The organism is Enhygromyxa salina (assembly GCF_000737335.2).
In the GTDB taxonomy this organism is placed as follows: domain Bacteria; phylum Myxococcota_A; class Polyangia; order Nannocystales; family Nannocystaceae; genus Plesiocystis; species Plesiocystis salina_C.
Map to the genome: position 1 here is coordinate 37,632 of NZ_JMCC02000107.1, position 26,614 is coordinate 64,245.

At 66.3% G+C, this 26,614-nt stretch carries 21 protein-coding genes; 4 read left to right on the forward strand and 17 right to left on the reverse strand.

The genetic code is table 11. The annotated features are described in order from the left end of the window. Nucleotides 1–2: 2 nt before the first annotated feature. On the reverse strand, nt 3–1,556 hold the full coding sequence (locus DB30_RS32495; RefSeq protein ID WP_052556392.1) for a hypothetical protein: 1,554 nt from the start codon (nt 1,554–1,556) through the stop codon (nt 3–5). 223 nt (nt 1,557–1,779) lie between these two features. Here DB30_RS32495 and DB30_RS32500 point away from each other — a divergent pair, with 223 nt between their 5' ends. Continuing rightward, nucleotides 1,780–2,853, forward strand: a complete 1,074-nt coding sequence (locus DB30_RS32500) for an AgmX/PglI C-terminal domain-containing protein (protein ID WP_240480384.1) — start codon at nt 1,780–1,782, stop codon at nt 2,851–2,853. Between the two features lie 18 nt (nt 2,854–2,871). On the opposite strand, the gene DB30_RS32505 is transcribed toward DB30_RS32500, so the two are convergent. The 4 genes from DB30_RS32505 to DB30_RS42550 all read right to left on the reverse strand — a co-directional run bounded on the left by DB30_RS32505 (nt 2,872) and on the right by DB30_RS42550 (nt 7,132). Then, nucleotides 2,872–3,960, reverse strand: coding sequence for a hypothetical protein (locus DB30_RS32505; protein ID WP_146661625.1), 1,089 nt, complete (start codon nt 3,958–3,960; stop codon nt 2,872–2,874). A gap of 183 nt (nt 3,961–4,143) precedes the next feature. Beyond that, complete coding sequence (locus DB30_RS32510) at nt 4,144–5,232, reverse strand: hypothetical protein (RefSeq protein WP_052556400.1); 1,089 nt, start codon at nt 5,230–5,232, stop codon at nt 4,144–4,146. A 479-nt stretch (nt 5,233–5,711) separates the two neighbouring features. After that, the gene (locus DB30_RS42545; protein ID WP_146661627.1) at nt 5,712–6,362 is read right to left on the reverse strand and encodes a dienelactone hydrolase family protein; all 651 of its coding nucleotides are present in this window, start codon (nt 6,360–6,362) and stop codon (nt 5,712–5,714) included. Nucleotides 6,363–6,370: 8 nt separating this feature from the next. Next, complete coding sequence (locus DB30_RS42550) at nt 6,371–7,132, reverse strand: phosphoribosyltransferase (protein WP_146661629.1); 762 nt, start codon at nt 7,130–7,132, stop codon at nt 6,371–6,373. 201 nt (nt 7,133–7,333) lie between these two features. Between DB30_RS42550 and DB30_RS32525 the strand changes: the two genes are divergently transcribed. The 3 genes from DB30_RS32525 (at nt 7,334) to DB30_RS32535 (ending at nt 11,964) form a co-directional block, all read left to right on the forward strand. Beyond that, a complete protein-coding gene (locus DB30_RS32525; RefSeq protein WP_052556406.1) occupies nt 7,334–8,509 on the forward strand; it encodes a hypothetical protein in 1,176 nt (391 codons plus the stop codon). A 117-nt stretch (nt 8,510–8,626) separates the two neighbouring features. Then, a complete protein-coding gene (locus DB30_RS32530; RefSeq protein ID WP_146661631.1) occupies nt 8,627–9,781 on the forward strand; it encodes a site-2 protease family protein in 1,155 nt (384 codons plus the stop codon). A gap of 65 nt (nt 9,782–9,846) precedes the next feature. After that, nucleotides 9,847–11,964 carry a hypothetical protein gene (locus DB30_RS32535; protein ID WP_052556408.1) on the forward strand — a complete coding sequence of 706 codons (2,118 nt, stop codon included), beginning with the start codon at nt 9,847–9,849 and terminating at the stop codon, nt 11,962–11,964. Here the strand turns inward: DB30_RS32535 and corA are convergent. The 12 genes from corA to DB30_RS32595 form a co-directional block, all read right to left on the reverse strand. Next, nucleotides 11,959–13,215: a magnesium/cobalt transporter CorA gene (gene corA / locus DB30_RS32540; protein ID WP_052556410.1), complete on the reverse strand. Its 1,257-nt coding sequence runs from the start codon at nt 13,213–13,215 to the stop codon at nt 11,959–11,961. The genes DB30_RS32535 and corA overlap by 6 nt on opposite strands. A gap of 39 nt (nt 13,216–13,254) precedes the next feature. Next, nucleotides 13,255–13,689 (reverse strand): hypothetical protein, encoded by a 435-nt coding sequence (locus tag DB30_RS32545; RefSeq protein WP_052556413.1) that lies wholly within the window; start codon nt 13,687–13,689, stop codon nt 13,255–13,257. Nucleotides 13,690–13,715: 26 nt separating this feature from the next. After that, nucleotides 13,716–14,168, reverse strand: coding sequence for a hypothetical protein (locus tag DB30_RS32550; protein WP_052556415.1), 453 nt, complete (start codon nt 14,166–14,168; stop codon nt 13,716–13,718). 270 nt (nt 14,169–14,438) lie between these two features. Further along, nucleotides 14,439–15,203 carry an SMI1/KNR4 family protein gene (locus tag DB30_RS32555; protein WP_165704057.1) on the reverse strand — a complete coding sequence of 255 codons (765 nt, stop codon included), beginning with the start codon at nt 15,201–15,203 and terminating at the stop codon, nt 14,439–14,441. After that, entirely contained in the window at nt 15,185–16,426 is a 1,242-nt protein-coding gene (locus DB30_RS32560) for a DUF4150 domain-containing protein (protein WP_240480385.1), read from the reverse strand. Before DB30_RS32560 ends, DB30_RS32555 begins: the two co-directional genes overlap by 19 nt. Further along, nucleotides 16,423–16,947, reverse strand: a complete 525-nt coding sequence (locus DB30_RS32565) for a hypothetical protein (RefSeq protein WP_052556422.1) — start codon at nt 16,945–16,947, stop codon at nt 16,423–16,425. The genes DB30_RS32560 and DB30_RS32565 overlap by 4 nt, the downstream gene beginning before the upstream one ends. Nucleotides 16,948–17,091: 144 nt before the next feature. Then, nucleotides 17,092–18,105 (reverse strand): DUF2169 family type VI secretion system accessory protein, encoded by a 1,014-nt coding sequence (locus DB30_RS32570; RefSeq protein WP_052556423.1) that lies wholly within the window; start codon nt 18,103–18,105, stop codon nt 17,092–17,094. A 93-nt stretch (nt 18,106–18,198) separates the two neighbouring features. Then, the gene (locus tag DB30_RS32575; protein ID WP_146661635.1) at nt 18,199–19,389 is read right to left on the reverse strand and encodes an FKBP-type peptidyl-prolyl cis-trans isomerase; all 1,191 of its coding nucleotides are present in this window, start codon (nt 19,387–19,389) and stop codon (nt 18,199–18,201) included. Nucleotides 19,390–19,488: 99 nt separating this feature from the next. Next, entirely contained in the window at nt 19,489–20,577 is a 1,089-nt protein-coding gene (locus DB30_RS32580; protein WP_052556425.1) for an NAD(P)/FAD-dependent oxidoreductase, read from the reverse strand. A gap of 121 nt (nt 20,578–20,698) precedes the next feature. Next, on the reverse strand, nt 20,699–23,152 hold the full coding sequence (locus tag DB30_RS32585; RefSeq protein WP_146661640.1) for a ComEA family DNA-binding protein: 2,454 nt from the start codon (nt 23,150–23,152) through the stop codon (nt 20,699–20,701). Further along, a complete protein-coding gene (locus DB30_RS32590) occupies nt 23,152–23,703 on the reverse strand; it encodes a thermonuclease family protein (RefSeq protein ID WP_240480386.1) in 552 nt (183 codons plus the stop codon). The genes DB30_RS32585 and DB30_RS32590 overlap by 1 nt, the downstream gene beginning before the upstream one ends. Further along, nucleotides 23,700–26,498 (reverse strand): lamin tail domain-containing protein, encoded by a 2,799-nt coding sequence (locus DB30_RS32595; RefSeq protein WP_146661642.1) that lies wholly within the window; start codon nt 26,496–26,498, stop codon nt 23,700–23,702. Before DB30_RS32595 ends, DB30_RS32590 begins: the two co-directional genes overlap by 4 nt. Between the last annotated feature and the right edge of the window lie 116 nt (nt 26,499–26,614).

A 26,614-nucleotide genomic window follows, 5' to 3' on the forward strand; every position in this document is an offset into this window, starting at 1 on the left:
GATCAGCCGGGTGGGGGCACCGGCGACACGTCGCCGGGGATCGGCAGCTCGACATCACCGTAGGCGGTCTTGTCCTGCTGCGTGACCTCTTGATCCAGATCGATCACGGTGCTCGTGTTGATGTCACCGCCGCCGTAGGGCGTACCTTGCAGGCCGTACACGACGTCCGGCGTGTAGAAGTCCAAGGCGTCGCCGGTCATCCACACGTAGCCGCCGGGATCGAAGTCGTGGTCGACGCCACCCGCGGCGCTGTAGGGCATCAGCTCGCCCACGACGTAGTTGGTGCCCTGCCAGACCCAGTCGCCGTTGATGTAGTCGTAGTCGAAGGTGGTCGACTGGTGGGCGCTGGTCTGCATGTCGCCGTACATGGTTCGCTGGGCGATCAGCATCCAGCCATCGTGGGCGAAGCTGAGGTCGGACACCGGCATCGAGGTGCCGCTGCCGTTGGGCACGTCGAACTCTTTCTTTGCGGTGCCCGGGTCGGGGATGCCGTTCATGTTGGCGTAGGCGACCGACCACACCTCGTTGTTCTTGTTTTGGTTGCTGTTTTGCGAGTGCTCCCACCACACGCTGTAGTACAGCCGGCCCGCGTGCGACTGCACGGCCCAGACCCGCTCGCCGAGCGGGGCGAACTGCCCGTTGGGCTCGCCCACGTCGTTGGCGGGCCCCATGGTCACGCTGCCCGTGCCGTGGTGGTAGGTGCTGACGATGTCGCCGGTGTAGACGTCGAGCTGGTAGATGCGCCCGTCTTCGTGGTTTGAGACGTAGATGGTCTCGCTCACGCAGTCATAGTTGAGGTTGCCCATCGCCGGCCCATTGTTGGGGAGGGTCGCGAAGTTGCTGATCTCGCCGGTGATCCGGTCGACCTTCTTGATCGTCGAGGTGTTCTGCGTGGCGCCGTAGACCGTTGACGGGGCGACGTAGATGTTGCCCTCCGAGTCGAGGGTGATCCCGAAGATCCGACCGCCAAAGTTGGCCTCGTTCCAGGTTGGCCGGGTGTAGAGCGGGGCGAGGTAGTTCACGCTGGGCGGCGGCGGATCGCCCGAGATGTCGACGATCGTCATCAAGTGCTGGCCAAAGTTGCCGCCCTGGACCCGGTGGGTGACGATGGCGATCGTCTTGTCCAGAAAATCTGCGTAGGCCGGATCTTCGAAGGCCGGGAAGCCTCCGGCGGCGCCGTAGATCTCGGACTCGCGGCACGAGCCGGGCCCGCCGGGGCCGCCCGTGCCTTCGCCAGCGTCCCCGATCACGCCAAGGTCGAACTTGGTGGTGCCACCCGATCCCGAGTCATCGTCGTCGCCGTCGCCGTCGCCGTCGCCCGTGTCTGGATCCCCATCGCCCGTGTCGCCGTCGCCGTCGCCGTTCGTGGTGTTGGTCGTGCTGTTGGTGTCGGTCGTGGTGTTGGTCGTGGAGTTGGTGCCGCCGTCCCCGGTGCCGTCGTCGATGCCCGCGCTGAAGCGCTCGTCGGTCGGCGTCGAGCACCCAGCGACGAGGAACAGGATGGACGTGAGGGTGAGGCCGGCGGCCGCGATTCCACTAGGCTTGGCGTTGGTCATGACAAGAGCTCCCACGAGACTGACTGCCACACGCTACTATCTCGTTGCCGGCGCGGGGCACGACAGACACGGTCTCTCGCAGGTGCGGAGAAATCGCGTAGCACGATGGCTACGGGGAATTGGAAGGGATTGCCCTCACCCCTGGGCGGGATTGCCCTCGCCCGGCTCGCCGATCAGGGGTCGAGAACCCCCTCTCCGTGCGTCGGGGAGCTATGCTGGTCCAATGCCGCAGGCTGTCGCGTCAAGACTGCATCGACTCGCTCCCCTCGCGCTCGCCGCCGTCGCGTGTCTCCCCAATGCGGAGATCGTCACGCCGTCGCCCCCAGCGGAAGCGGAGGCCGTGGCGCCCGAGCCACAGATCCCTCGCTGGGCCCGCGTGAGCGCAACGTTCACCCTCCACGCGGATCCGAGCGCCTCGGTTCAACAGTTGATGCTCGGCCCCGGACTCGACGGCGCGACCCAGCGCATCGTCGAGCTCGTCGATGCGCGCGACGGATGGACGCGGGTCCGCACCGTGCTCCCGCGCCAGGCCGTGGCCCTTGGCTTCGACAGCTCCATGGGCGTGGCGATCCTCGAGCTCGAAGGGTGGCTGCCGAGCACGCAGTTGTTCGCGCTCGAGCCCGCGCAGGAGCGGGCCGTGTCGGTCCCGCTTCCCGCCGGGGAGTCGAAGAGCGGGCTCTACTCCACCGCAACCGGCCAGGCCGCCGTCCAGGCGAGCGTGGCCGCGGGCGTGCTGCTGCGCTGGCCCGACGGTCGGGTCGCGGGTCGGGTCGCCGAGGCTCACCGCTTCTACGCGCCAGCGACCACACGTTCGAGCACAGGTCCGGACGGCGGTCCGCTCGACCTCGCATGCCATGAGCACCGCAGCGCGCGAGGGCTCGGCGAGGTCCAAGGGTGGCTTTGCAGCGAGGCCGCGGAGGTCGTCGCGCCAGAGGACCGCGTCGGCGTCACGCTGGATCGGCCGCCGACGCCCGAGCCAGCCGGCAGCGACACGGACGTTCAGGGCGCGCTCGACCGCGACATCATCCGCCGCATCGTGCGGGCTCACATCAACGAAATTCGGGGCTGCTACAACCACGGACTGCTCGTCAACCCCGACCTCGAGGGCCGGGTTGCCATCAACTTCGTGATCGGTGGCAATGGCTCGGTGAAATCGGCCGTGGTCGCACAGGACAATCTCCCGGATCCCAGCGTGGGTCAGTGCATGGCCAAGGCCGTCGCCCGCTGGAAGTTTCCAAAGCCCCGCGGCGGCGGCAACGTCACCGTTCTCTACCCGTTCAACCTCACGCCTGGCTGACCCCTCGGCGATCGCAGATTAGTCGATCGGGACCAATTTGACGTCGAGCATGAGCTCCTCGTCGAGTGCGCCGTCCCATCGCAGCCGGTAGGTGCCCGGCTCGAGCGTCTCGTACTGTTTGACTGGCCGTGGCTGGAGCTGCAGGTGGGCTACGGAGCCGCGGTTGGGGACGCAACCGCAACGCTGCAGCGACAGGCTCGTCCACTCTGGCACGGATCCGACGAGCTCGAAGGTCTGCACATGCTCGAGTGTCAGCGTCCACTCGATAAAGCCGTTGCCCGCAACGCCGAAATCAGTTTGAACGAGATCCGAGTCGCAAGATAGAGTCGCTTGCAGCGAGATCACCTTCCCATTCGTGGGGGCGGGCGGAGCGACACATCCAAAGTTCTCGGGCGCGAGAGCCTCGAGAGCCTCGAGTTCTTGGAGCGTGCGGATGTAGGCAAAGGGGTCGTCTTCGATGTCACGGTCGAAGTGAGCGCGATACTTGGCTTGCACAGCAGTCGCGGAAGAGTCTCGGCTGACGTTCGCGTAGAAGGACATGAAACTGCTCGGCCCGAATTCTTCGAGTTGCCAGGCGACGAATTCACCAGCGATGTAGTAGCTTACCCCAAGGGCTAGAAGTTCGGTTCCCTGCTTGTCGAGGAGTTCGAAGAGGCCGAGGTCCGGGGGGACAGTCACTGGGCATTGCGGCGGCGACATTGCCACCGCGACGCCCTCTTCGAGCAGGGGGACGGGACGGCGATGAGCGAGTCGGGCATGGGTGAGTTCATGCACAAGGGCGCGTTCGAACGAACGGTGGTTCACGAGGGCGAACGGCTCAACTCGGTTCAGAACCACACAGCTGCTGGAATGACAATATCCCGCTATCGTTTCCGGCGAGACCACATACACGTGCAGGGGCGCCCGTTCGTGACTGAGGTCGAGCCGAACCTCGATCTGGATCACCTCGCGATCCAGCCGGGCCAGCGTACCCGCGCAGATCTCGTCGACGACGTCCGAGCCGACCACGACGCGCTCACCGTGGAATTCCAGCGGAGGTAACTCGGACTTGCATCCGATGAGTAGGGTTGGCACAGCCAACGCGATGAGGCCGGTGAGGGTTCGCATGGGTCACACCAACCCGGTCATGGTATAGCGGTTGATTGCTTCGATCACATCATTCATGAGTTGAGTTTCGGGCAGCGGGCCACACAGGCTGGGGTATGGAGCGCACCTGCGGTTGATGTGTGGTGGAACTCCATGAACAATCGCTGCGAAGGTCGTGGTGGTCGAGCGAGCCCAAATGCGCAGCTATCGCGGGACCAATTGGACGTCGAGCATGAGCTCGTCGTCGAGTGCGCCGTCCCATCGCAGCCGGTAGGTGCCCGGCTCGAGCGTCTCGTACTGTTTGACTGGCCGTGGCTGGAGCTGCAGGTGGGCTACGGAGCCGCGGTTGGGGACGCAACCGCAACGCTGCAGCGACAGGCTCGTCCACTCTGGCACGGATCCGACGAGCTCGAAGGTCTGCACATGCTCGAGTGTCAGCGTCCACTCGATAAAGCCGTTGCCCGCAACGCCGAAATCAGTTTGAACGAGATCCGAGTCGCAAGATAGAGTCGCTTGCAGCGAGATCACCTTCCCATTCGTGGGGGCGGGCGGAGCGACACATCCAAAGTTCTCGGGCGCGAGAGCCTCGAGTTCTTCGAGATCCTCGAGCGTGCGGATGTAGGCAAAGGGGTCGTCTTCGATATCACGGTCGAAGTGAGCGCGATACTTGGCTTGCAGGGCAGACGCGGAAGAGTCCAGCTTGACGTTCGCGTAGAAGGTCATGAAGCTACTCGGCCCGAATCTTTCGAGTTGCCAGGCGACGAACTCACCAGCGATGTAGTAGCCTACCCCAAGCGCTAGAAGTTCGGTTGCCTGCTTGTCGAGGAGCTCGAAGAGGCCGAGGTCCAGGGGGACTGTCACCGGGCACTGCGGCGGCGACATTGCCACCGCGACGCCCTCTTCGAGCAGGGGTACGGGACGGCGATGGGCGAGTCGCGCGTGGGTGAGTTCATGCACAACGACGCGCTCGAACGAACGGTGGTTCACGAGTGCGAACGGCTCATCTCGGTTCGAAATGATGGTGCAGTTGTCGAAATCACAATGGGCAGCTATCGCTTCCGGCGAGACTACATACACGTGCAAGGGCGCGCGTTCGTGACTGAGATCGAGCCGATCCTCGATCTGCATCACCTCGCGATCCAGCCGGGCCAGCGTACCCGCGCAGATCTCGTCGACGACGTCCGAGCCGACCACGACGCGCTCACCGTGGAATTCCAGCGGAGGCAACTCGGACTTGCATCCGATGAGTAGGGTTGGCACAGCCAACGCGATGAGGTCGGTGAGGGGTCGCATGGGTCACACCAGAGTGATAGCGATCGTGATGGGGCTGGGATAGCCGTTGATTGCTGGGATACTGACCATCTGCTTCGAGGTCGCTCAGGGTAGTTCTGCCCGGAAGATTGTGCCGGAAATGAGCAACGAACTGAAGATGAGTGCCTTACAACCCGTGGTGCGATGCCGCGCGCCTCGCTTCGAGATCACCATCAAACCCAGCCCCGAGGACTCCGTGCTGCACACTAGACTAGACGCGGGCGCGTTTTGCGAGATCAGGGGCAGCTGGAGGACGCCCTGACGGCGTACCAAAAGGCGCAAGAGTTGTGGCGCGGATGTGCTGTTGGGCTGGGTTTCGCCTACGCCGATCTGACCGAGCGCGCGCTGGCGATCGAGACCCTCGAGCGGCACTTCGTGGTGCCTGGTGACGCGCCTGCGCCTCGCGGCGTGACGTTCGGCGTGGCCGCGGCATCGGGTCCACGGCCCGGCCATAGCGACAGTCAACCCAGCCGGCTGAGAAACCACGCGCAGGCCAGATCCGCCACGATAGCGAGCTTTCCGGACTCCTCGAACAAGTGCGAAGCCCCCGGCACGATCGTCAGCTCATGCTCACACCGCAGCGCCGCCGCGGCCTGCTGGTTCATCGAGATGACCGGTTCGTCCAGCCCGCCGACGATCAACAGCGTCGGCGCCTGCACGCGCGGGAGATATGCGGCCGCAAGATCAGGCCGGCCGCCGCGACAGACGACGGCCCCAACCTCGAAGGGCCGCACGGCTGCGGCGACCAACGCCGCCGCCGCCCCCGTGCTCGCGCCAAATAGCCCGACGCGAAGCGAGCGAGTCCGGGCCTGGGATTGCAGCCAGTCGATCGTGCCGACCAGGCGCTGACCCAGCAGCCCAATGTCAAATCTGAGCTCGCGGGTCAGCTCGTCCACGTTGTGCTCGTTGGCGGTCAGCAGGTCAAACAGCAAGGTCGAGAGCCCGCGCTGCGCGAGCTTGGCGGCCACGAGGCGATTGCGCGAGCTCAACCGGCTGCTGCCGCTGCCATGAGCAAACACCACGATCCCGCCAGCCCCGGGCGCGTGGGTGAGGTCGCCCTCGAGATCGACCTCACCGGCCGCGATCGTGACGGCTTGGTGCGTGCGCTGCATGTTCAGGCTCATGAATGGGGGGCGCGCTCGGTCTCGACGAGCAACTGACGGACTTGCTCGTCTTCGACCTGATTGAAGTCTTGGTACCACTGGCCGACGGCCCAAAATGGCGAAGGCGTGGCCAGACAGATCACGTGATCGGCCTGTTGCTCGAGCGCGCGCACGGTGTCCGCGGACCCGACCGGCACGGCCACCACCACCCGCGCCGGGTGTTGACCGCGAACCGCCGCGATCGCGGCGCGCATGGTCGCGCCGGTCGCGACACCGTCATCGACGAGAATCACGATGCGTCCGGTCACGGTGGGTCGTGGTCGGTCGCCGCGGTAGCTTCGCTCGCGCCGCTCGAGCTCGCGTTGCTCGGCGGCGGCGACCTGCTCGAGTGCCTGCTCCGAGACCCCGAGGCCGCGGATGACGTCGGGGTTGAGGACCCGGACGCCGCCGCTGGCGATCGCGCCAGCGGCCAGCTCCGGCTGACCGGGGACGCCCAGCTTGCGAACCAGCATGATGTCCAAGGTGGCCCCGAGGCGGCCAGCGATCTCGAACGCGACGGGCACGCCACCGCGTGGCAGGGCCAAGACCAACGCGTTCTTGTTGGCGTAGTGGCAGGCGAGCGCGTTGGCGAGCGCCCGCCCGGCGGCGCTGCGGTCACGCAAGGGAAGCTCGGCTTCCTTGAACCCGATGAGCCCGTCGTCTTCTTTCGTACTTCGCTGGCCACAGTCGCGTCGCGTTTGGGCGCCGTCCTCTTCGGGGCCGTCTGTCAGTGGGGGCATCATCGCCCCCCTGAAAAGTGGCTCTGAACGCGTTGTTCTGTGTTTGTGGGTTTCACGAACTACATGAAATCTAGCACTCATGGGTTCGGCGGACCAAACAAATGAGCCTTCATTGCGTGGCTCGGGGTGTCTCGTGACTGTGCCGAATTGTGCCGCAATATTTGGGTTGCACCCGCGTAATTGGGTTGCAGATTTTTCCAGATGATTGGTGCAAGTGCGAGGCCCGAGCTTGACGAGGCCCAGACCCTGATGAGCAGCTTTGCTGCACGGACGGGGCTGGCACCGGAGCGCCCGTCGCCGATCCGGCACTTGTGGACCGACGCATTTGCCGTCTGCAACTTCTTGGCGCTGGCGCGGGGCCATTGGCGGCTACGTGGGGCCTGCTTGCAGCTCGCGGGTCGGTTGGTTGGCCAGGTTCATCGCCGGCTTGGCTACTACCGTGAGGATGACCTGCATCGGGGCCCACTCAGCGCGCTGGCGGTGCGTGACGCGGAGCAACAGCCAACGGTCGGGGGCCTGCGGATCGAGGACCCGCAGCGCGATCCGGAGCGGGACGGCCAGTGTTTTCATGATTTGACCAAGTGGATGCATGCGCTCAATCAAATGGGCACGCAGACGGGTGACCCGATCTATCACCGCTGGGCGCGGGAGTTGGCGTGCACTGCGCATAGCGCATTCATCCGCGACGCCGCGGCCGGGCGAATGTTTTGCAAGATGAGCGTTGACCTCGAGCGTCCGCTGGTCATGGCAATGTCACCCTCGATCGCCCAGCATGACCCACTCGATGCGCTGATCACCTACTGCCAATTGCAGTCTTCACCGTCCGGGGGCGGGCCAGATCTACGGGCCGAGATTCACGACGCCGCCGCGCTGTGTGTTGGGGCCTCGTGGGCGATCGATGACGCCTTGGGGATAGGTGACCTGCTGATACACGCGGGCCGCGTCGCGCAGCTCGTGGGCGCCGACGCAGTTTGTGCGCTCGATGCGATCGACGCGGCCGATCTCCTGGATGTCATTGACGCAATCCAGCCCGGCTGCCTGCTCGAAGAACTGCTCGAATCGGCGCGAGCTGGATTGTGCAAATTCGCAGATTCCAACGCGCTCGCCCAGCCACCCGAGCGGCGGACCGCGTTCGGTGAGCTCGAGCTGGCGATCGGCCTGGCGGCGCTGCCCGTGGTCGCGCGCAGCCGGCCAACCGGGCGCGGCAACCCAACGCCGGGCCTGGATCGACTCGCCCCCTACCAGTCACTGCACAGCGAGATCGTCGGGTTTTGGCGTGGGGTGCGATCGCGGCGTCGCGACCCGGTGTCACATGAGATCGAGGCGGTCATGCTGGCTACGGCGCTGGTGCCAGATGGGTTCATGGAACTGCGATGACGGCGGACAGGGATGACGGCGGACAGGGATGACGGCGAATAGGCACAATGCGCAATGCTTGCGCATTGAGGGCAACGCCCGGCCTGCGAACTGGAGTTGGGCCACACTGGGAACCCGATGAAGTGGGCCTGGCGCATCGCCCGAATCGCGGGAATCGACGTCCGCGTCCACGTGACATTCTTGGCGTTGCTCGGCTGGATTGCGTGGGTTAGCTATGCGGCAACCGACACCGCCGCGGCCGCGATCGACGGCGTGCTGCTGGTGTTGGTCGTGTTCTCGATCGTGATCTTGCACGAGCTTGGCCACGCGCTGATGGCGAGGCGATTTGGCATCAAGACACGCGACATCACCTTGTTGCCGATCGGCGGCGTCGCGTCACTCGAGCGCATGCCCGAGGAACCCCGCCAAGAGCTGCTGGTGGCGATCGCGGGGCCGGCGGTCAACTTCGCGCTCGCGGGGTTCTTCGCCGCGGTCGCGCTGCTGCTTGGCAAGCCGCTGGCGCCCGCGGCCATGTTGAGTCCAAGCGCTGGGTCGGCGTCGCTGGTGACCCAGCTGGTCTGGATCAACCTGGCCTTGGGCGCGTTCAACCTGCTGCCGGCGTTTCCCATGGACGGGGGCCGGGTCCTGCGGGCGTTGTTGGCCCTGCGCTTTTCTGACATTCGCGCGACCCGGATCGCCGCCGGCCTTGGCCAGGGCATGGCCTTGATGTTCGGGATCGTGGGTCTGTTCATCAACCCGGTGTTGGTGTTCATCGCGCTGTTCTTGTGGATGGGGGCGTCGGGTGAGGCGCGGCTGGCGGAGGCGAAGTACGTGGCGCAGGGGGTCCCCGTCGCCGCCGCGATGATCCGCGAGTTCGAGGCCGTGAGCCCCGAGCTGCCCGTCGCCGTGCCGCTGCGTCGGGTGCTCGAGACCTTTCAGCACGACTTTCCAGTCGTCGCGAACGGCCGGGTGGTGGGCATGCTCGGGCGCGACGCGATGTTGCGCGCGCTGGCGGCTCATGGGCCAGAGGTCCCGATCGGGGCGGTGATGCGCCGCGAGCCCAAGCGCCTGCATCCAAGCGACGATCTCAATGACGCGTTCTTGCAGGTTCTGACCGGCGGTGAGGCGCTGCCGGTGATCGACGCGAGCGAGCGGCTCGTGGGCGTGCTGACCAGCGAGAGCGTGGCGGAGCTGCTGCTGGTTCGCGAGGCGATCAACGATCGCAAAGCCCGAGGCGTCGGCCTGTCGGACATTCCAGCCGTGCGCATGCTCGAGATGGCGGTCGATGGCTGAGGTCGCGGATCTTGTGGCACAGTGTGGCGGGGTGCATCGCCAAAGCGGGCACCCCGTGAATCCCCATGCGCCGCCTCGCAAGTCTGTCCATCATCCTCGCCGTCAGTGGCTGCGCCACGCTCTCGCAAGAGCGCCCGCTGCCCCTGACCAAGCTGCGCCTGTACGAGACGGGCGTCGGCTACTACGAGCGCGCAGGCCAGCTCGGTGGCCCCAGCGGCGCTTCACTGCCGGTCCCGTCCGGGCACCTCGACGACGCGCTCAAGAGCTTGGTCGTGCTTGGTGAGGACGGCAGCGTGCGCTCGATCGCGTTCGATAGCCGCCAGAGCCCGGCCGTCGCGCGGGCCCGCGCGGGGCTGCCACCCGAGTCGGACGCGCCGATCCGCGTGCACGATGTGTTGCTGGGACTGCGCGGCCACGAGCTCGTGCTCACGAGCGGTCGCAAGCGCGTGCGTGGCCGCCTCGTCGATGTGATCGGGGTCCCCGACGCGGACCGCCTTGGCGTCGAGCCAACCGAAGACAACCCCGGCCCGACCACCGCCGAGCAGGCCGGCGCCACGCCAGACAAGACCTTCGCGCTGGTGGTCACCGCGACCGGTCGCTACCGCCGGGTCGACGTCGCCACGATCCACGAGATCACCCCGGTCGACCCCGGGGTTCGCTCGCGCATGCAGGCGGCGCTCGACGCCACCGTGGCCCTGCACAGCAACGCCCGCGGGCAGCTCGAGGTCGAGGGCGAGGGCGCGTCGGTGCGCCTGGGCTACCTGGCCGAGTCTCCGGTGTGGCGGGCCAGCTACCGCCTGGTGCTCGACCCGAGCAAGCCCAGCGCGCTGCAGGGCTGGGCGCTGGTCCACAACGACACCGAGGAAGACTGGGACGACATCACCCTCGAGCTGGTCAACGGCCGGCCCGACTCGTTCTTGTTTCCGCTCGCCGCACCTCGCTACGAGCGGCGGGATCTGGTCGTGCCCGATCGTGAGCTGTCCAGCGTGCCGCAGCTGCTCGACACCACCCCGGACGCGATGTGGGGCGACTTTCTGGACACGGATCTGGTCACCTACGGCAGCGGGGGGACGAGCACTGGCTACGGCTACGGCAGCGGGCACGGCAGCCTTGGCAGTCGGTCCAGCGGTCGCGGGGCCCGGATCGAGCTGGGCAACAGCGAGCTGGTCGCGGTTGGCAACCTCGCCGAGCTCGCGGTTGGGCAGGGCCGCGAGACCAAGACCGCGTTCGTGTACGGCGCTGGCGAGCCGCTGGATCTGGCCGCGGGCCGCTCGGCGATGGTGCCGTTTCTTCAGTCCTCGCTCGAGTCGGCGGCGGTGACTTGGTTCGGTGGCTTCTCGTCGGGCCCGGCCCGCCACGCGGTCCAGGTGCTCAACAGCACCTCGCAGACCCTGCCCGAGGGCACCCTGTCGGTGTTCGGCGACGGCGGGTTCGCGGGCGAGACCGTGCTGCCGCGGCTCAAGCCCGGCGAGCGGCGCTTCCTCGAGATCGGCGACGATCCCGACACCGAGCTGACGATCGTCGACCGCGAGTCGGACGACCTCCCCAAGCAGCTGGTCTACCTGGAGGGGGGGAACGGGGATCTGCAGGAGCACTTCTTGCGGACCACCACGATCACGCTCGATCTCGCCAACCGCAGCGGGCAGGCCCGGCACGTTCACGTGTTGGTCGCCGCCGGCAGCAACACCACGATCGAAGGCGCGGACAAGGTGGACTTCGACGTCGACCGCGGGCAGCCCGTGGCGATCTTCGAGCTCGCGCCGAACGGGCGGATCGACGCGCGCAAGCTGGTGATCAAAGAAGGGCTGTCGCGCACCAACGCGGTCACCAGCCTCTCGCTGCCCCGGATCGAGCGCCTGTCGACGGCGCGCTCGTTGACCGAGGCCGAGCGCACGGCGATCACGGCGACCCAGGCCAAGCTCATCGAGCTGCGCGCGGCCGAGGCCGAGGTCACCCGCCTCGACGCCGAGATCGCCACGATCACCGCCGACATCGAGCGCCTGCGCGGGCACTTGCAAGCGATGTCGGGCGACAGCGCCGGCGAGAAGGGGCCACTGGTCACGCGCCTGCTCAGCACCGAAGACCAGCTGCAGATCCGCCGCCGCGAGCTCGCGGCCGCCAAGGTCACGGTTGATTCGCGGATCGAGGCGACCCGCGCGACGCTGGTGGCGCTCGCCCTATGACCAGCCCTTGCGGCGAAACAGCAGCAACAAGCCAATCGTGACCGCCACGCAGATCCCCCAGAACGCCGGGTAGCCCCAGGCCCACTTCAGCTCGGGGATGTGCTCGAAGTTCATGCCGTAGACCCCAGCCAAGAAGGTGATCGGGATGAACAGCGAGGCCATCACCGTCAGCACCCGCATCGTCTCGTTCATGCGGGTCGAGACCCCAGACATGTAGAGATCGGTCAGGCTCGTGCACATCTCACGTTGGGCCTCGATGATGTCGAGCAGCTGGATCGTGTGGGCGTGCACGTCGCGAAGGTAGGTGTGGGTGTCGCTGGAGATCAGCCCGGACTCGTCGCGAAACAGCCCGTCGATCAGCTCGCGGGTTGGCCACATGACCCGGCGGATCGCGTTGAGCTCGCGGCGAATTCGTTGGACGCGGAGCAGGGTCTCGGGCTCGGGATCCTCGAGCACTTGGTCCTCGAGATCCTCGAGCGTATCGCCGTAGTGCTCGAGCAGCGGGAAGCAGTGGTCGATCGCGGCGTCGAGCAGCGCGTACATCAAGAACCCCGCGTTTGCCTGGCGCACGCGCGAGCCGTCACGCCAGATCCGGGACCGCAGCGGCTCCCAGACGTCGCCCGCGCGCTCTTGGATCGTGAGCAGCAGGTCCTGCCACACGAACATCGAGACCTGCTCCGAGACCAGCAGACCCTCGGGCATGTCGGGGGTGGTGGTGACCTTCGGGCTGGCTTGGGAGCGCGCGGCGGCGGCCGCTTGGTCGGCTGCAGCTTGCAGCATCAACAGGCGGGTCTTGACGAACAGGTGCTCGTCGTAGGCCTCGACACCTGGGCGCTGGGGCACGTGCAGGGCGTCTTCGGCCGCGAGGGTGTGAAAGCCCAGAGCCTTGCGCAGCCGCTCGACCGCCCACGGGTGCAGGCCGTCGACGTTGATCCAGCGCACGCTGACCCAGTCGGGGGTTGGCGTGGCCAGCCATGACTCGAGCTCGTCGATTGGGACCGAGACGGCTTCGACCCGACTGGGTGAGAACTGCAATACCCGCACGCGGACCTCACCGGGCTCGGGGCGGATCTCGATGTCCGGGAGATGCTCGATACCTGGTGGGGCGCCGGGCTGGTGATACGCGGAGGTGACGGGGCGGTTCGAGCCGGGCAATCGCAGGACGGTTCCCAGCGCGCGGCCGACCGCGGCGACGTTGCCGACGGCGCGGTCGACGAGCTTGACGAGTCCGGTGGTGGGGTCGACGGCCATACCCGGCTGTTATAGGCCAGATCTGCGCGGCAAACCCGGCTATCCGAGCAGCCGACCCAAGCGGCCCTTGGCGCGCAGCGCCGCCTCGAACTCCTCTGCCGTGTTCGCCCGCGCCAGCCCCAGCGCGTCGATGTGAATCAGATCTGCGGGCATCAGCGAATCGAACTCTGTAGCGGTCTGCCCGATCAGATCGATGAGCTTGGCACACGCCGCAAAGAAGGCGGCGACCCGCGCTTCATTGTCGTAGGAGACCGGCCAGCCCATGTGAACTTCTTGCTCTTTGACGTCGCGGATCGACTCGACGCCAGCGTCGTCGATGTCCCACACGACCAACCGGATCGCCGCGACCGCGGCCGGCTCGGTCGTGCTGACCCACTGGCCGGTCGCGCCGGGCACGACCTCGAGTGAGAACGGCCGCCCGCCAAGCGGAAAATACGGGGCAATGCGTGCTGCGATGTCGACGACCTCGGCCATGGATTTTGATACCCCAAACGCGCCGCTCAATCGCCCCAGATCCAGTATCCGATCGCAGCCAGCGTGGCGAAGAACAGCGCCATGACCCAGTAGCCCGTGACCCGGTCACTGCGTCGGTAGTCTTCGAGCGCCTGCTTGAGCTGGGCGGCGGCCATCGTCGCGGACTTGTCGTGGCCGGTGAGCTCGAGCTTGATGATGATCGCCCGCATCCGACCGGCCGCGCCGTCTTCTGCGACGCCCTTTTCCAGCACTGGCAGCAGGCGCAGGCCGGCCTCGATCAGGACCTCTGTGCTGGTGGGCACGAACGCGTTTTGGAGGATCTTTTCGCTCTCGCCCCCCGAGGCGAGGCGGCCGTGGAGCTCGTCGAGGGCCATGCGCTCTTGAGCCGGATCGCTCATCAACTGGGTCGCGGCGCCGCAGTAGTGACACACGTAGGTGCCGCCAGACGGCGATCCGCAGGCACGGCAGGCATGATCCATGCGACTAGCCTACGCGATGCGACCTGACAGCTCAACACTTTCGTGGCTTGCGAGCGCGGGGGCGCTCACCGGGAGGGGGGTCGGGGGTCTTGGTGGCAGCGTCGCCCTTGGCGAGGCTGCGCGAGTTTGGGACTGCGAGCAGTTGGAGGATGAGCTGTGTCTGTCCGTTCGGTGCTCGAGCAAGGGATCCGCGCACTGGGCTGCGATGGTCTCGCGCGGCGGGCTGACAGTGCCCGGGGACGGCCAAGGGGCGGGCCTGACGAGGTAGCCTCACCCTTGCGACCCGCCCCATTCGAGTGAGTTCTCATCTAGTTCCATTTCGTCTGATAGTGCGATTTCACCCAAGAAACGTCGCAGCCAAGCCTGACTCTGCCCGCCCAAGCGGAAGGCAGTGTTGTCGGTTTCTACCAGGAGCCCTCGATAACAAATCATCGTCATATCTGTTCGCATGAAGATCGCGCAATGGTCGCCCGTGGGAACGGGTTGCTCAAACCCACGCTCGAGCATGAATTGGCGGAGTTGGTCCACAGCGTTGAGGTGGGTGAGGCTCCGAACGATGCCATTGCAGTATGATCGTGAGGTCATCACCACGTGCGTCAGTACCAAGCCCCATGCCAGGAGTTCCCTGAACGTTTCGAACCTGGGATAGACCGGACCTGCATCAGGTTCACCCTTGCCGATTCCCGCGTCATTTCGGCACGGTTGCGTGAAATCGTAGAACAGGTGGAGGTCCGCGGGGTCGCCGGAGGCATCGTAGCCTATCAGGAGATCTTCGGGATCCGGTGTGGCCAAGCCCTGGTCGTAACACCATATCACGCGACTTGCGCTGAAGTCGTGACGAGGGTACGCGAACGGGCCCATGCTGCGCCCCATTCGGCTGAGGAACCACTCATAAAAATGCGGGAGAGGTTGACCCACGATGGCGCGGACAGCAGCGATCTCTTCCGGCGATGCTCCCTCGACTTGATCGTCGAATCCGGGATGCACACGGTGGAGCAGCGCCTCCATCTCCGGTTCTAGGTTTGGTGGTTGCATGCGGCCTTTCCCTGTGAGCAGATCGCCATCGGGACCAGAATGCTACAAGTTTTGCAGGGAGGGACTGTATCGCGATCCGCGAATCGCTCAGTTTTCAATTTGCGCGTGGCGCCCCTTGCATCGATGTACTCTACCGGCGATTGGGTTGTTTGGCCTTGATCGTGATACCATTCCTCCGTCATAGCTGCCGGCAGCGCGTTGTCATTGATCATTAGCAACAGAGCCCGTTGCGCGGCGCAGTTTCCGGGCGGGTAGGATGCCGCGCTGTCACGAGTCTGATCACTCACCTCAGCGTGCTCTTCGGCCTTCTGCCAGCGCGATAAGACCTGCGCAGCACTCCCCGTGAAGCGGCGCAAGCCCAAGGCGACGGCCGAACTCTGAGCTTGCCGCGCGTGTGCTTTGGCCTTCTTGCCGCTTCCGTAGGACGCGGTGACGCCGTTCGCGTGACGCATGCCGGACTTCGCCGCAGCCGCGCACAACTCGACAGTCGTCATCCCCGACTGATCGGCATATATCTTGCCGCACTGGCACCTGACCACCCCAAGCATGGTTCGAACGCTGACCTTCGATTTCATCATGTCCGCGGGCGGCTCCTTGTCGCGCTTCGCCAACCACTCCAGCCGCAGCGCTGCCTTCTCAATCGCCCGCCGAGCTTCGAGGGCCTTGATCTGGGCCTCGAACTGAGTCCGGAGCACCCCGACGTTGGTCTTGGTGACCTCGGTCTCCTCGAGTGCTTCGTGTTCCTTTTGGCAGACGACGCATTTTTGGGCCTCCACCGCGGTCACGAGCCCGGTTTTCTGTATGATGCCGACCACCGTCGCGGCGTTGCTCGGTGTGCCGTTTGGCCCGCAGTTGTTTAGCATGGGGTCGCTGAGGAGTTGGACGTTCTTGCCCTCGATCTTGACGTTCATCGAGCCGGGCCCGACGAACTTGGTCACACCATGCGTGGTGGCCGAGACCACGCCGCCGCCGGTCCCCTTGCTCGCGGCGTCGCCGATCGATTTGAACGTGGCGCCCTTGATCGCAACCTTTTTGCCCCCAATGACCACGCTCTTGCTGAAATTATTCGGCGAGTCGCCGCTCTTGCCAATGTTGGGCAAGGGCGTGGGCACGAAGGGCGCGGGCGGGCCGGGCATCTTGCACACGTTCGGGATGGTGGCCGCAGCGATACCGCCGCTGCCGGCAGTCACCGGTGTCTTGGGAGGGTTGATCGATACGGTCACGCGTTTGGTCCTTGGCGCGATGGTTGTTCGAAGAGTATCGCCCCGCGCAGTCCGCTGGTCGAACCGGTCAGGGCCAACACACGCGGCCCGGCAGCATACCCGCGGGCCCAGGCACGTACGGCGAGCACGCCGAACAGCGCGCCGCTGGCCGCTCCGACGTCACCCCAACAATCGGCTGGCGCCTCGTAGCCTGGCGCGCGAATGACCGTGGGTTCGCGGAGGTTCACGAAGGCCCACTCCTCGCTACGGTATCGTTCGCCGTTGATGTCACAATATACCGTGTCGATCGCCTGGTCGGGGAACCGCAAGCCCGCAACCGCGTCGCGCAAGGCTCGAGCCATGCCCTCGCCGAACGAGCCGGTCTCGCTGCCCGGCAGGCGGCGCTCTTGCGCCGTGGCCACGCCAGTGATCGTGGCCAGGCAAGGCACACCCAGGGCGTGACGCAGCCGCGGACTGACGAGCACCAAGCAGCCGGCGGCTTCCCCCGGGTGAAAGCCGTTGCGGGCGTCGGGGCCAAACACGCGCTCATGCTCGAGCCAAGTCAGGGTTTCTGGATGGATATTCGGAGATTGTACAGATGCCCGCACGTACCGCGGCGGCCGCCGTCTCCGCCACCAGGCCCACCGGGGTTCGTGCACCAATAGCGACAACCTCAATTGAATGACTCATGTCGCGTCGCTCTTTTCGACGATCCTGGTCTCGTCGAGATAGTCGGTGTCGCTTGCGGGGACACGCAGCACGCTCTGCCAGACGAGGGAGAGCCGGCCGTCGTCGGGCTCGGCGAGCACGGTCGTGAGCACGGGGGGCTCGTGGGGGTGGACGCGCTGACCGAAGTGACTCTCGAGCACGAGTTGGATGTGGGGCAGCTCGAGCACCAACGCGCCGTGCGGGCTGAGGTTGAACAAGCCCAAGCGCTCGCCACCACGCAGGGCGGTGGACGTGCGCTGATCGGCGGGGGCGCACATGGCAAAGTGCGGGTTGTAGTCGTCAGGCAGCAGCGGTTGCTTGGTCTTGGCCCACGCGGCGTCGTAGGTGCCGGCGAGCGAGCGGCGTGGCAGCCAGTGGCGATCGATCGGCCCGAAGCCCGCGGGGCCCATTGTTGCCGGATTGCCGCGCGGGTACTCGATCGCGTGAGCGGGTGTGTTGGCCAGCAACGCGCTGCGGCGGGCGAAGCCACGCCCAATCGGGTTGCGCTCATCGAGGCTGTGTTGACGCGGGTCTGGATCCGAGCTGTCCCTTCCACCAAATGCGACTTCGTAGCGGATGGGCTGTCTGGTGAACGGGCGTGGCTCGGTGAGCGAAAGACCGCCCCAGCTGTGGTGGTAGATGCGGGCGCCGTGGACGAGCAGGGTCTTGTCGATCGATCCAATCCGCAGGGTGACCGGGACCGTTGGGGCCGGCTTGGCTCCGGGCGCGTGGGCGCTGCCGAGCACGACTACGTCGGTCGAGGGCTTGCGCCCCAACAGCTCGGAGTCGTAGCGAAGGCTCGAGTCGCCTGGTACGCCGTAGTGCTCGGGCGCGAGGAGTGGGGGGAGCTGCTCGTCCGACAGGCTCAGCTTGCCGTCAGCAGCGATCATGAACGTGGCGCGGACGGCCACCACCCACCAGTGGACACCATGCTCATCGCGGGTCCAGTTGCGGTCGGCCGCGTACGCGGTTTGGTTGTGGAGGGCCCACACGCGCCCCCACGGTATCAGCCTTCCGAGCGGCTGAGCGAGCTCGTTGCTGGGGGTCGCGCGAGCAGCTGCGGCGCGCGACCCCAGCCGAACGGGCTACTCCCCGTCGGCGGGCTCGTCCGCCGGCTTGGCGGGCTTGGCGGGCTTGGCCGGCTTGGGATCATCACCCTTGCCGTCGTCGCCCTTGGCTTCGGGCTTGGGGATCGGGATGTCGATCGGCGCCTGTCCGCCAACGGGACCGTCCTTGACCTCCATGATCTGCAGCATGAACACCAGCGTCGAGTTGGGCGGGATCTTGCCCTGGTCGCGGTCGCCGTAGCCAAGCTCGGGCGGGATCACGACCTTGCGCAGCATCCCCGGGCGCACGCCCTCGAGCGCGTCGCCGAAGCCCTTGATGACGCCGCCGCCACCGACGACGACCGGCATGCCCTCGGTCCGCGTGTGCGAGCTGTCGAACACGGTGCCGTCGGTCAGCTGGCCGATGTAGTGGGTCACGACCTGATCGCCCGCCTTGGACTCGCGGCCCTCGCCTTCGGCGTAGTCGTAGATCGTCAGGCCGTCGGGGCGCTTGCTCGTGGCGATTGGCTCGCCCTCGAAGTCGCTGGCTGGGTGGAGCGCGATCGCTTCCGACACGCCGATGAGCTCCACGGTCATGATGAGGTCGCCCACGGTTGGGCGACCGGGAGGGGCCCCCTCTTCGACGATCTCGGACGGGACCTTGATGCGCCGCTTGCCGCCGGGCTTCATGCCGGCGAGGCCCTCGGCCATCGACTTGGCGATTGGATCTTGGTCGCGGGTCGTTTGGTTGATCACGAGCTTGGCCGGGGCCCCGCGCGAGCCCATGACCTGACGGCCGTTGGCGCTGGCGTAGCCCTTGAAGTTGAACTCGATGACCATGTCGTCGACGACCGGGGCGCCGCTGCCCAGCACGAAATCGTCAACGACCACGCCGCTGGCGAGGGTCTTCGAGCTCAGCGGCTTGCCGTCGAACGGGGCCTCGTAGGGGATCTCGGCCGCCTTGATCTCGAGCTTGTGCCCTTCGGTGCCCGGCTGGATGCCCTCGATGATGTACTCGGCCTCGGCGTGCTCGTGGCCCGCGTCATGACCCGCGTCATGACCCGCTTCGGCGCCGGCCTCGTGGGCACCAGCGGCGTCCGGGTGTTCGGGGTCGCCGTGCTCGGCGGCCACGTCCGCGCCGAAGTCGGCGGGGGTGAAGCAGGCGGTCCCCAACAGCGCGGTGGCGAACACGCCGGTCAGCGACAAGACGCGAATCTCGAGCTTCCTCATTGCGGCGCAAGATACAGAATTTTCGTCCGTGTCACGACCGTGGGCAGCCGCTTGGGAGGCCTCCAGGACCCCGCAAACCTGGCGGTCGCCGGGCTTTTCTCACATATGCGCGAGCATCCGCGCGGTCGCAGCCTTGACCACGGGCATGTTCTTGGCCCGCACCAAGCAATCGAGCAGCGGTGTGCGAAGCACGCTCCGAAACAGGCCCCCGGCCCAGAACGACGGCATGAAGCTGTTCGCGCAGCGACGATCGTAGCGCCCAAGGGCCTGCCGCTCGCTCGCGGCACCGCTGGTGATCTCCGCGATCGCATCGGCAGCGAACATGCCCGAGCGCATCGCTTGGCTGATCCCTTCGCCGGTCGCCGGATGGGTCATGCGGCCGGCCTCGCCCACGATCACGCGGCCGGGGCTCGACAGCGGGCCGGTCCGGTAGGTGTAGACGATCGGGTGGCCCTTCCACTTGCCGATCTGCGTCGCGCCGCACAGCCGCGCCGCGTAGTGCTTGTGCAAGAAGGCGGCAAACAGGTCGCGCGGGTTCTTTCGCTCGGTCCCGTCCTCGTAGGTGATCCCAATGTTGACCCGCGTCGAGGTCTCGGGGAACAGCCAGCCGTAGTAGGGCAGGGTCAGCGGATCCCAGATCATCTCGAGCGTGTGGGCCTGATACCCAACGTGCTCCCACCACCCCATGATCGTGTGGATCGTGTGCTTGGGTCCGTCGCAGGTCGAGAAGCGCGAGTGGGCGCCGTTGGCGACGACGATCCAGTCGGCGCGGATCTCTGCGCCATCGCGGGCGCGGACGCCGACCCAGCGATTGTTCCGAACGATCGCCTCGCTCGCGGCAAAGCCCGGCACGAAGGTCACGCCCCGCTCGAGCGCGTGCTTGTGCATCTCGTAGTCCAGGTCATGGCGCAGACAGATCGCGGCCTGCGCCTTGTCACCTGCCGAAAGATAGGTCTCGTGCCCGCCAGGCGTGACCAGGCGCAGACCCGAGATCGGATACGAGATGGGCTCGACGCTGGGCCACACGCCAAGCTGCTCGAGGGTGTGAATGGCCCGCGGCGAGAGCCCGCTGCCGCAGGTCTTGTGGCGGGGAAAGGGGTGGAGGTCGACGATCGTGACGTCTTCGACCCCGCGTTGGGCCAAGCGCAGCGCCGTGGCAGATCCGGCGGGGCCGGCACCAATGATCACGACTTTGGCTCTGGTCTTTGTTGGGGCCGATTGGCTCGATTCACTCATGGCGAATCAAGCCTAGACGGAATTGGCGCGACGCCCAGCGTGCCCCAGCCGCCTGTGGAGCAATGAAGGGCTCCTAAAACCTCGCTTCGAGCTCGAGGCGCAAACGGTGCTCGGGGTTGGGGACCCGGCTCATGGTGCTGGCGCGGTTGTCCATCCACAGCAAGACGTCGTAGCGGGCCCGGATCAAGAACACCCGCCTGATCACATAAGACAGATCAAAGTAGGTCCACAACGATTGCTCGTAGTAATTGTTGTTGGCGATGTCTTCGAACAAATAGCGCAGGCGGCCGGTGACGCGAAACCCCGGCAAGGGTTGCGCGCGCACGATTAGCGTTGCTGCCGAGTCCTGGCGCAGGCGCGTGTGGCACGACAGGCTGGTTGGGTCGTCCGCGCAGCTGGACACGCACAGCGGGTGGTCGGGGTTATCGGTGCAGACGTTGTAGCAAGCGGGCTGGCCGTCGCCGCCACATGACTGGCTGCACGCGTCGGGGACCGACATTGGATCGTCTGGATCGAGGTCGTCGATACAGGCCTTGGGCTGGCAGTAGGGGCTGGTGGGATCGTCCTCGCACAGATCGCCCTGCTCCTTGCGGAGCAAGCTGGGGTCGTCGATGAACTCGTGCTGATACTGGGCCGTGATCGACAGCTTGCCCTTGAACAGCTTGAACCCCATGCGCCCGGTGATCTGGCCGACCTCGGCCAAGCAGCCGCTGCGGTAGTCGGGCGAGCCGTCTTCGTTGGCGGGGTTCTGATCGATCTCGTCGGAGCCATCGTCGACGCAGCCCACCTTGTTGCGCGGCCCCGGGCGCAGGTCGACGTTGCGGTATTGCAGCCACAGCCCCGGGCGGAACCAGTCGTTGACGTCCATGTCGCCGCGCAGGTAGGTGAGCAGCTTTGGTGACTGCTGCCGCGGCTGGACCCAGACGTCGGCGACCCCGCGCAGATCCAGACGGTTGGCGATCCGGCCACCGTAGCGGACCCGCCCGCCCGCTTCATCGCGCGCGCGGTTGCCATGAAATTTGTCGGCCTGCGAGATCGGGCCAGCGTAGGGGTTTGCGTAGCCCTTGTCGTAGTAGCGAGCGCTGAGCTCGAGCTCGTGCGAGCCAAACGTGGCGGTGTGGCGGACGATGCCAGCGAAGCCGCCGCCGCCATACTCTGGATCCAGACTGCTGGTCATGGAGTCGAAGCTGCGCGAGAGCTCGACGCCAAGATCGGACCAGCGATAGCCCCACGCTGCGTCGGCGCCGATCGCCCCCCAGGTCCCGCCGAAGGGCGTGGGCGACCACTCTTGGAAGTCCAGGTTGGCGCCATCGACCCGCCAGGACGCGGTCGCGGCGTAGCCGGTCAAGCCCACGTGCGTGCGCCGATCATAAAACCAGGTGAAGTTCCCGCCGCCCAGGAACTCGTCGTACATGTTGGGCAGGGTCTGGGTCCTGTGCGCGGCCAGTGGATCGAAGCGTGACTGGCCCTCGCGCGAGACCAACACGGCCGGCGCCGAGCAGCTGTCGTCGCTGGACAGTGGGTCCTCGCACTGGTCGGCGTCGAGGACTTGGTATTGATAGATCTGCTTGGTCTGCCACGAGCCAAACCCGTATAGCTGCACCCAGCCAACGGGCATGGACAGGTGCTTGGCGCCGATCGCCACGCCGCGCAGGCTGTCGCGCCAGCGAAAGTCCTTGGTGCCGTAGTAGATCTCGTTGTCTGCACCGCCTGGGCACGGAGTCTGGGGCAGCTCGCCGCCGCTCTCGCGACAGATCCGACCGAGGTCGGTGTTCCGGTAGACGGCGTCGTCCATGACGAAGCCATTGGGTGTGTAGCGATCGGTGTTGTCAAAGGTCAGGCGCTGACCGAAGCCTATTCGGTAGGTACCCGCGATCACCCCAAACTGGCTCGTGTCCCACTGCACGAAGTACTTGGGCACGTTGACGCGGGGCGCCATCTCGGCCGCGATCATCGATTCGCGGTTGGGATCCCAGACCGGGTTGCCGGGCCGCTGCCGGGTCACGAAGCCCGCGACCCCAACCGTCAGCTGGCGCAGGGTCGTGACCCGGGCCTGCAAGACCATGGGGGGGATGGTCCGGTCTTCCTGGGACCACGCGGCCTGGTAGCGGACCCAGCCGTGGGTGGCGGTCAGCTTGGCCGTCTTGTCGTAGGCTTGGATGAAGGTGAGGATCGACCCAAGCTTCTCGCGGCTGAGGACGCCGGCCGCCGCGAGGTCGCCGGGTGCGTTGATGACCCCGACCTCGGCGCGATAGGCCAAGATCGCGTCTACGTCGTCGTAGGTGAGGTTGGGCAGCGAATACAGCACCTCACGATCAGCCTCGTTGAGGTCGACCCCGCGGCGTCGCAGCTCGACGAGGGTGTTGAATGTGTCCTCGGAGATCTGATCGGTAATGTACAGATCATAGAGCTCCTCCTCGTCGTCGATGTCGATGTAGATCTCGTACTCGGTGGCCCGCGCGACAGCGGGAACCAACAGCGCGAACAACACGCTGGCGAGCAGCAGGAGTCGAAGTCGAGTGTGCATTAGCCGCACGGGGTCGGGTCGCAGCTGGCCCACAGACCCGCGGGCGGGACCTGCATCCGAGCCTGGTATTCGAGGGCCTCGTACTCGTTGGCGATGTCGTCACCGTTGGGCGAGATGTGCAGCACGCACGCGTGGCCACGCTCGATCATGACGCGATTGATCTGCTGACCCGCGAGCTCGACGTACGCCAACAGCCGATCGTAGTCGTCCCTACACTCGACGTCGTAGGTCAGCGTCACGGTCTTGCCCTCGACCAGCGACTTGTTGGCGGCCTTGGCCTGTTCGCCCCAGCACTCGAGCTGGGTGGTGGTCTCGGGCGTGTCGATCATCAGGTAGCGGACCCGCTCGCCAGAGTCGAGCTCGATCGTGTCACCGTCGATCACGCGGGCGACCTTGGCTTCGCTGGGACCACAGCGCAGCTCGTCGCCCTCGGTTGCGACGCCGTCGTCACAACCCTGCGCGAGCAACCCGATCACGACCAGCCCGGCCGCAGCGAGGACGCGCCGGCCGTGGCTGGCAGACACCAGCATGGAAGCGGAGGGCGAGATCATTGGCATTGTTGGTTGTCGGCTCCGGGTGAGCCCAGGTCGCCGAGCCCATAGGGGGTTGTCGCGGGGCACCAGGCCACGGGCGGATCGTTGAGAATGTCGTCGTAGTTGTCGGGATCCAAGCTGGTGCTGGCACCCGTGGCCACGCTGACCCACGTGACTTGATCGAGCAGAACCCCGCCGACCCCCGCATACAGGGCGCTGTTGGAGTTGGTGAGGCCGAAGCTAATCAGCACGTCGACCGCCGGGAGCCCGCCGTTGACCATGTTGTCGCCGTTGCGGGCGATCAGCGTGGAGTCCCCAGGCGCGACCGCCAGGCAGTTGGGGTCCGCGATGGTCGCGAGCGGCCCATCCGCGAACAGCCGGCCCAGCTCGACGCCGTTGAGGTCGAAGGCCGCGAGCGCGCGGATCTCGAACCACTCGCCGTTGGCGTCGGACACCGCGTCGGGGTTGGCCATGAACTCCGAGATCACCAGATCGCCGAGGCTCGGATTGACGATCTCGCGCATGACCATGCCGTCCATGCACATGCCCTCGTTGTTGCCGCCGCCATCACAGGCTGGGTTGAGATCACCGGGGGTGCCCAAGTCACCGCAGCCAAACGGGGCGACGGCGTCGCACCACTCCATCGACATGGGATCGTAGCTGAGCGACTTGCCGGAGCTGACGCTGGACCAGCTGTACTCGTCGAACACCAGGCCGCCAAGCCCGATGTGCATGGAGCCGTTGGAGTTGCTGAGCGACAGGCCCGCGTACACGTGGTCGACGCTGGGCAGCGCGCAGTTGTCTGCGTCGACCTCGGTCCGCGCGAACACGATGTACGAGTCGTCCGCGACCTCGATGCAGGTGTCCGAGCTGACCACGTGGCTCACGACGTTGTTCTTGCCAAGCTCGAGGCCGTTGAGATCGAAGGCAGCGTGGGCGTGGAGCTCGAACCATTCGCCGCTCGCGTCCGGGGCTCCAGCCGGGTCGGGCATCAGCTCCGAGATCGTGAGCTGGCCCGGCAGCGGCGGGTTGATCACCCGCTCGAGCATGGTGTCGGGGTCCGTACACATGCCGCTGTTGCCGCCGCCCTCACACATGGGGTTGGCTTCGCCGGGCGTGCCCTCGTCGCCGTCGCCGTACACGCCCGCGCCGTCACACCAATTGCCGAGCGCGTCCTTGCTCTTGCTGTGGCCCGGCGTGGTCGTGGTCCAGGTTGCTTGGTCGCCTGCGCCCGCTTCAAACCGAACGAACAGGTCGCTGTTCGAGTTGTTGATCGCCATGTCGAACAGCACGTCGACCTGGGGCATGCCGCCGTTGACCAGGGGGTCGTCCGAGTGGGCGAACACCACATGGTCGCCCGGGCTCACCGTGATGCACTCGTCGCCGCCGAACCCGGGCGCGTCGCCAAAATCGACGGTGTGCTGGACCTCGCCGGCCTTGCCGATCTGCAGGCCGTTGAGGTCGCCGCTGGCCTTGGCCAACACCTCGAACCACTCGCCCTTGCCGTCATCTACGGCTTGGGGGTTGGCCAGAAACTCGGTGATCTCGAGGTCGCCATCGTCGACCGGCGTGATGTCGCGCAGCTCGCCGTTCTCGTAGCACTGGCCGTCAGGCGGCGGGATCGGGCACTGCGCGTTGGGAGCCCCAGGCGTGCCGAGGTCGCCGTCACCGTAGGGCGTGGTGCCCTTGCACCACAGCGTCAGATCGTCGTTGGCGAGCGGATCAAAGAAGTCCGGGTCGAGCTGCCGCGACGCGCCGTCGGTCGTGGTGTCCCAGGTCACCGCGTCGAGGGTCTGCTCGTCAACGCCGATCCAGCGGGCGCCGTTGGAGTTGGACATCGCAACCTTGCTCTCCCACACCAGCGTGTCGGGCGGGAGCGCGCCGTTGAGCAGCGAGTCGGCGTTGCCTGCGATTACGGCGTACTCGCCAGGCGAGAGCACGAGGCACTCGGCGACCGCGATGATGTCCTTGGTGGCGACGTCGAAGGTCTTGGCGATCTGCAGGTTGTTGAGGTGAATGTCGGTGGTTGCGAGCGAGTGGATCTCGAACCACTCGCCGTCGCCCTCTGCGGCGGCGGCCGGGTTGGGGTGGACTTCGGTGATGACCAGCTCGCCCGGCGCGGGTGGGATCACGTCGATGAGATCGCCGCCCTCGAGGCAGGTGCTCGAGCCGCCGCACAGATCGTTGGCGGCCCGGGGGGTCGCGGCAAACTCGGGGCTGAGCGCGGTCTTGCTGTCACACCAGCTGTCGAGATCGTCGTTGGCGATCGCGTCGGGGGCCTGGAATCCGCTGAGCGTGCGCGAGGCGTTCTCCGATGCATCGACGTAGTAGATCTCGTCGATGATGTCGTCGCACTCGATCGCCAGATAGCCGGCCGTATTGCCAAACTCACCGAGCACGTTGGCGTAGCCGTAGTCGACGTTGGGCATGCCCTCGACGAGCTCGTCGAGCATCGAGCCAACCACCGCGTAGCCGCCGGCCGGAAGCTCGACGCTGCGCGTGATCGTGTGGGTCTTGCGGCCGGTCCCGTCGGTCTTGGCGTAGACCAAGGTCAAGCCTTGCAGGTCGATCGACGCGCCGCTGGCGTTGTAGATCTCGAACCACTCGAGGCCAGCGTCCGCGCCCGGCACGTTGGCCACGACCTCGGAGATCACGAGGGCCCCGGTCAGCGGGCAGCTGCCGTCGCCGCCGGTCTCGTTGCCGGGGTCGATGGTGTCGTCGCTGCAGCCGAGCGGCGTGACGCCGACGAGCGCGACCAAGCCAAGCCCAGCGAGGGCGCGTCCATGAAGTGAGGTGAGGCGACGTCGATCCATGTGGCGGAGTCCAGTCAGGTCAAGGCAAGTCGAGGGGCGCGGGCTCGAGCGAAGGGGTAGGCTCCGGCGCGGGCGCGGGCGCGGGCTCCGGCTCGGGCGCGGGCTCCGGTTCGGGC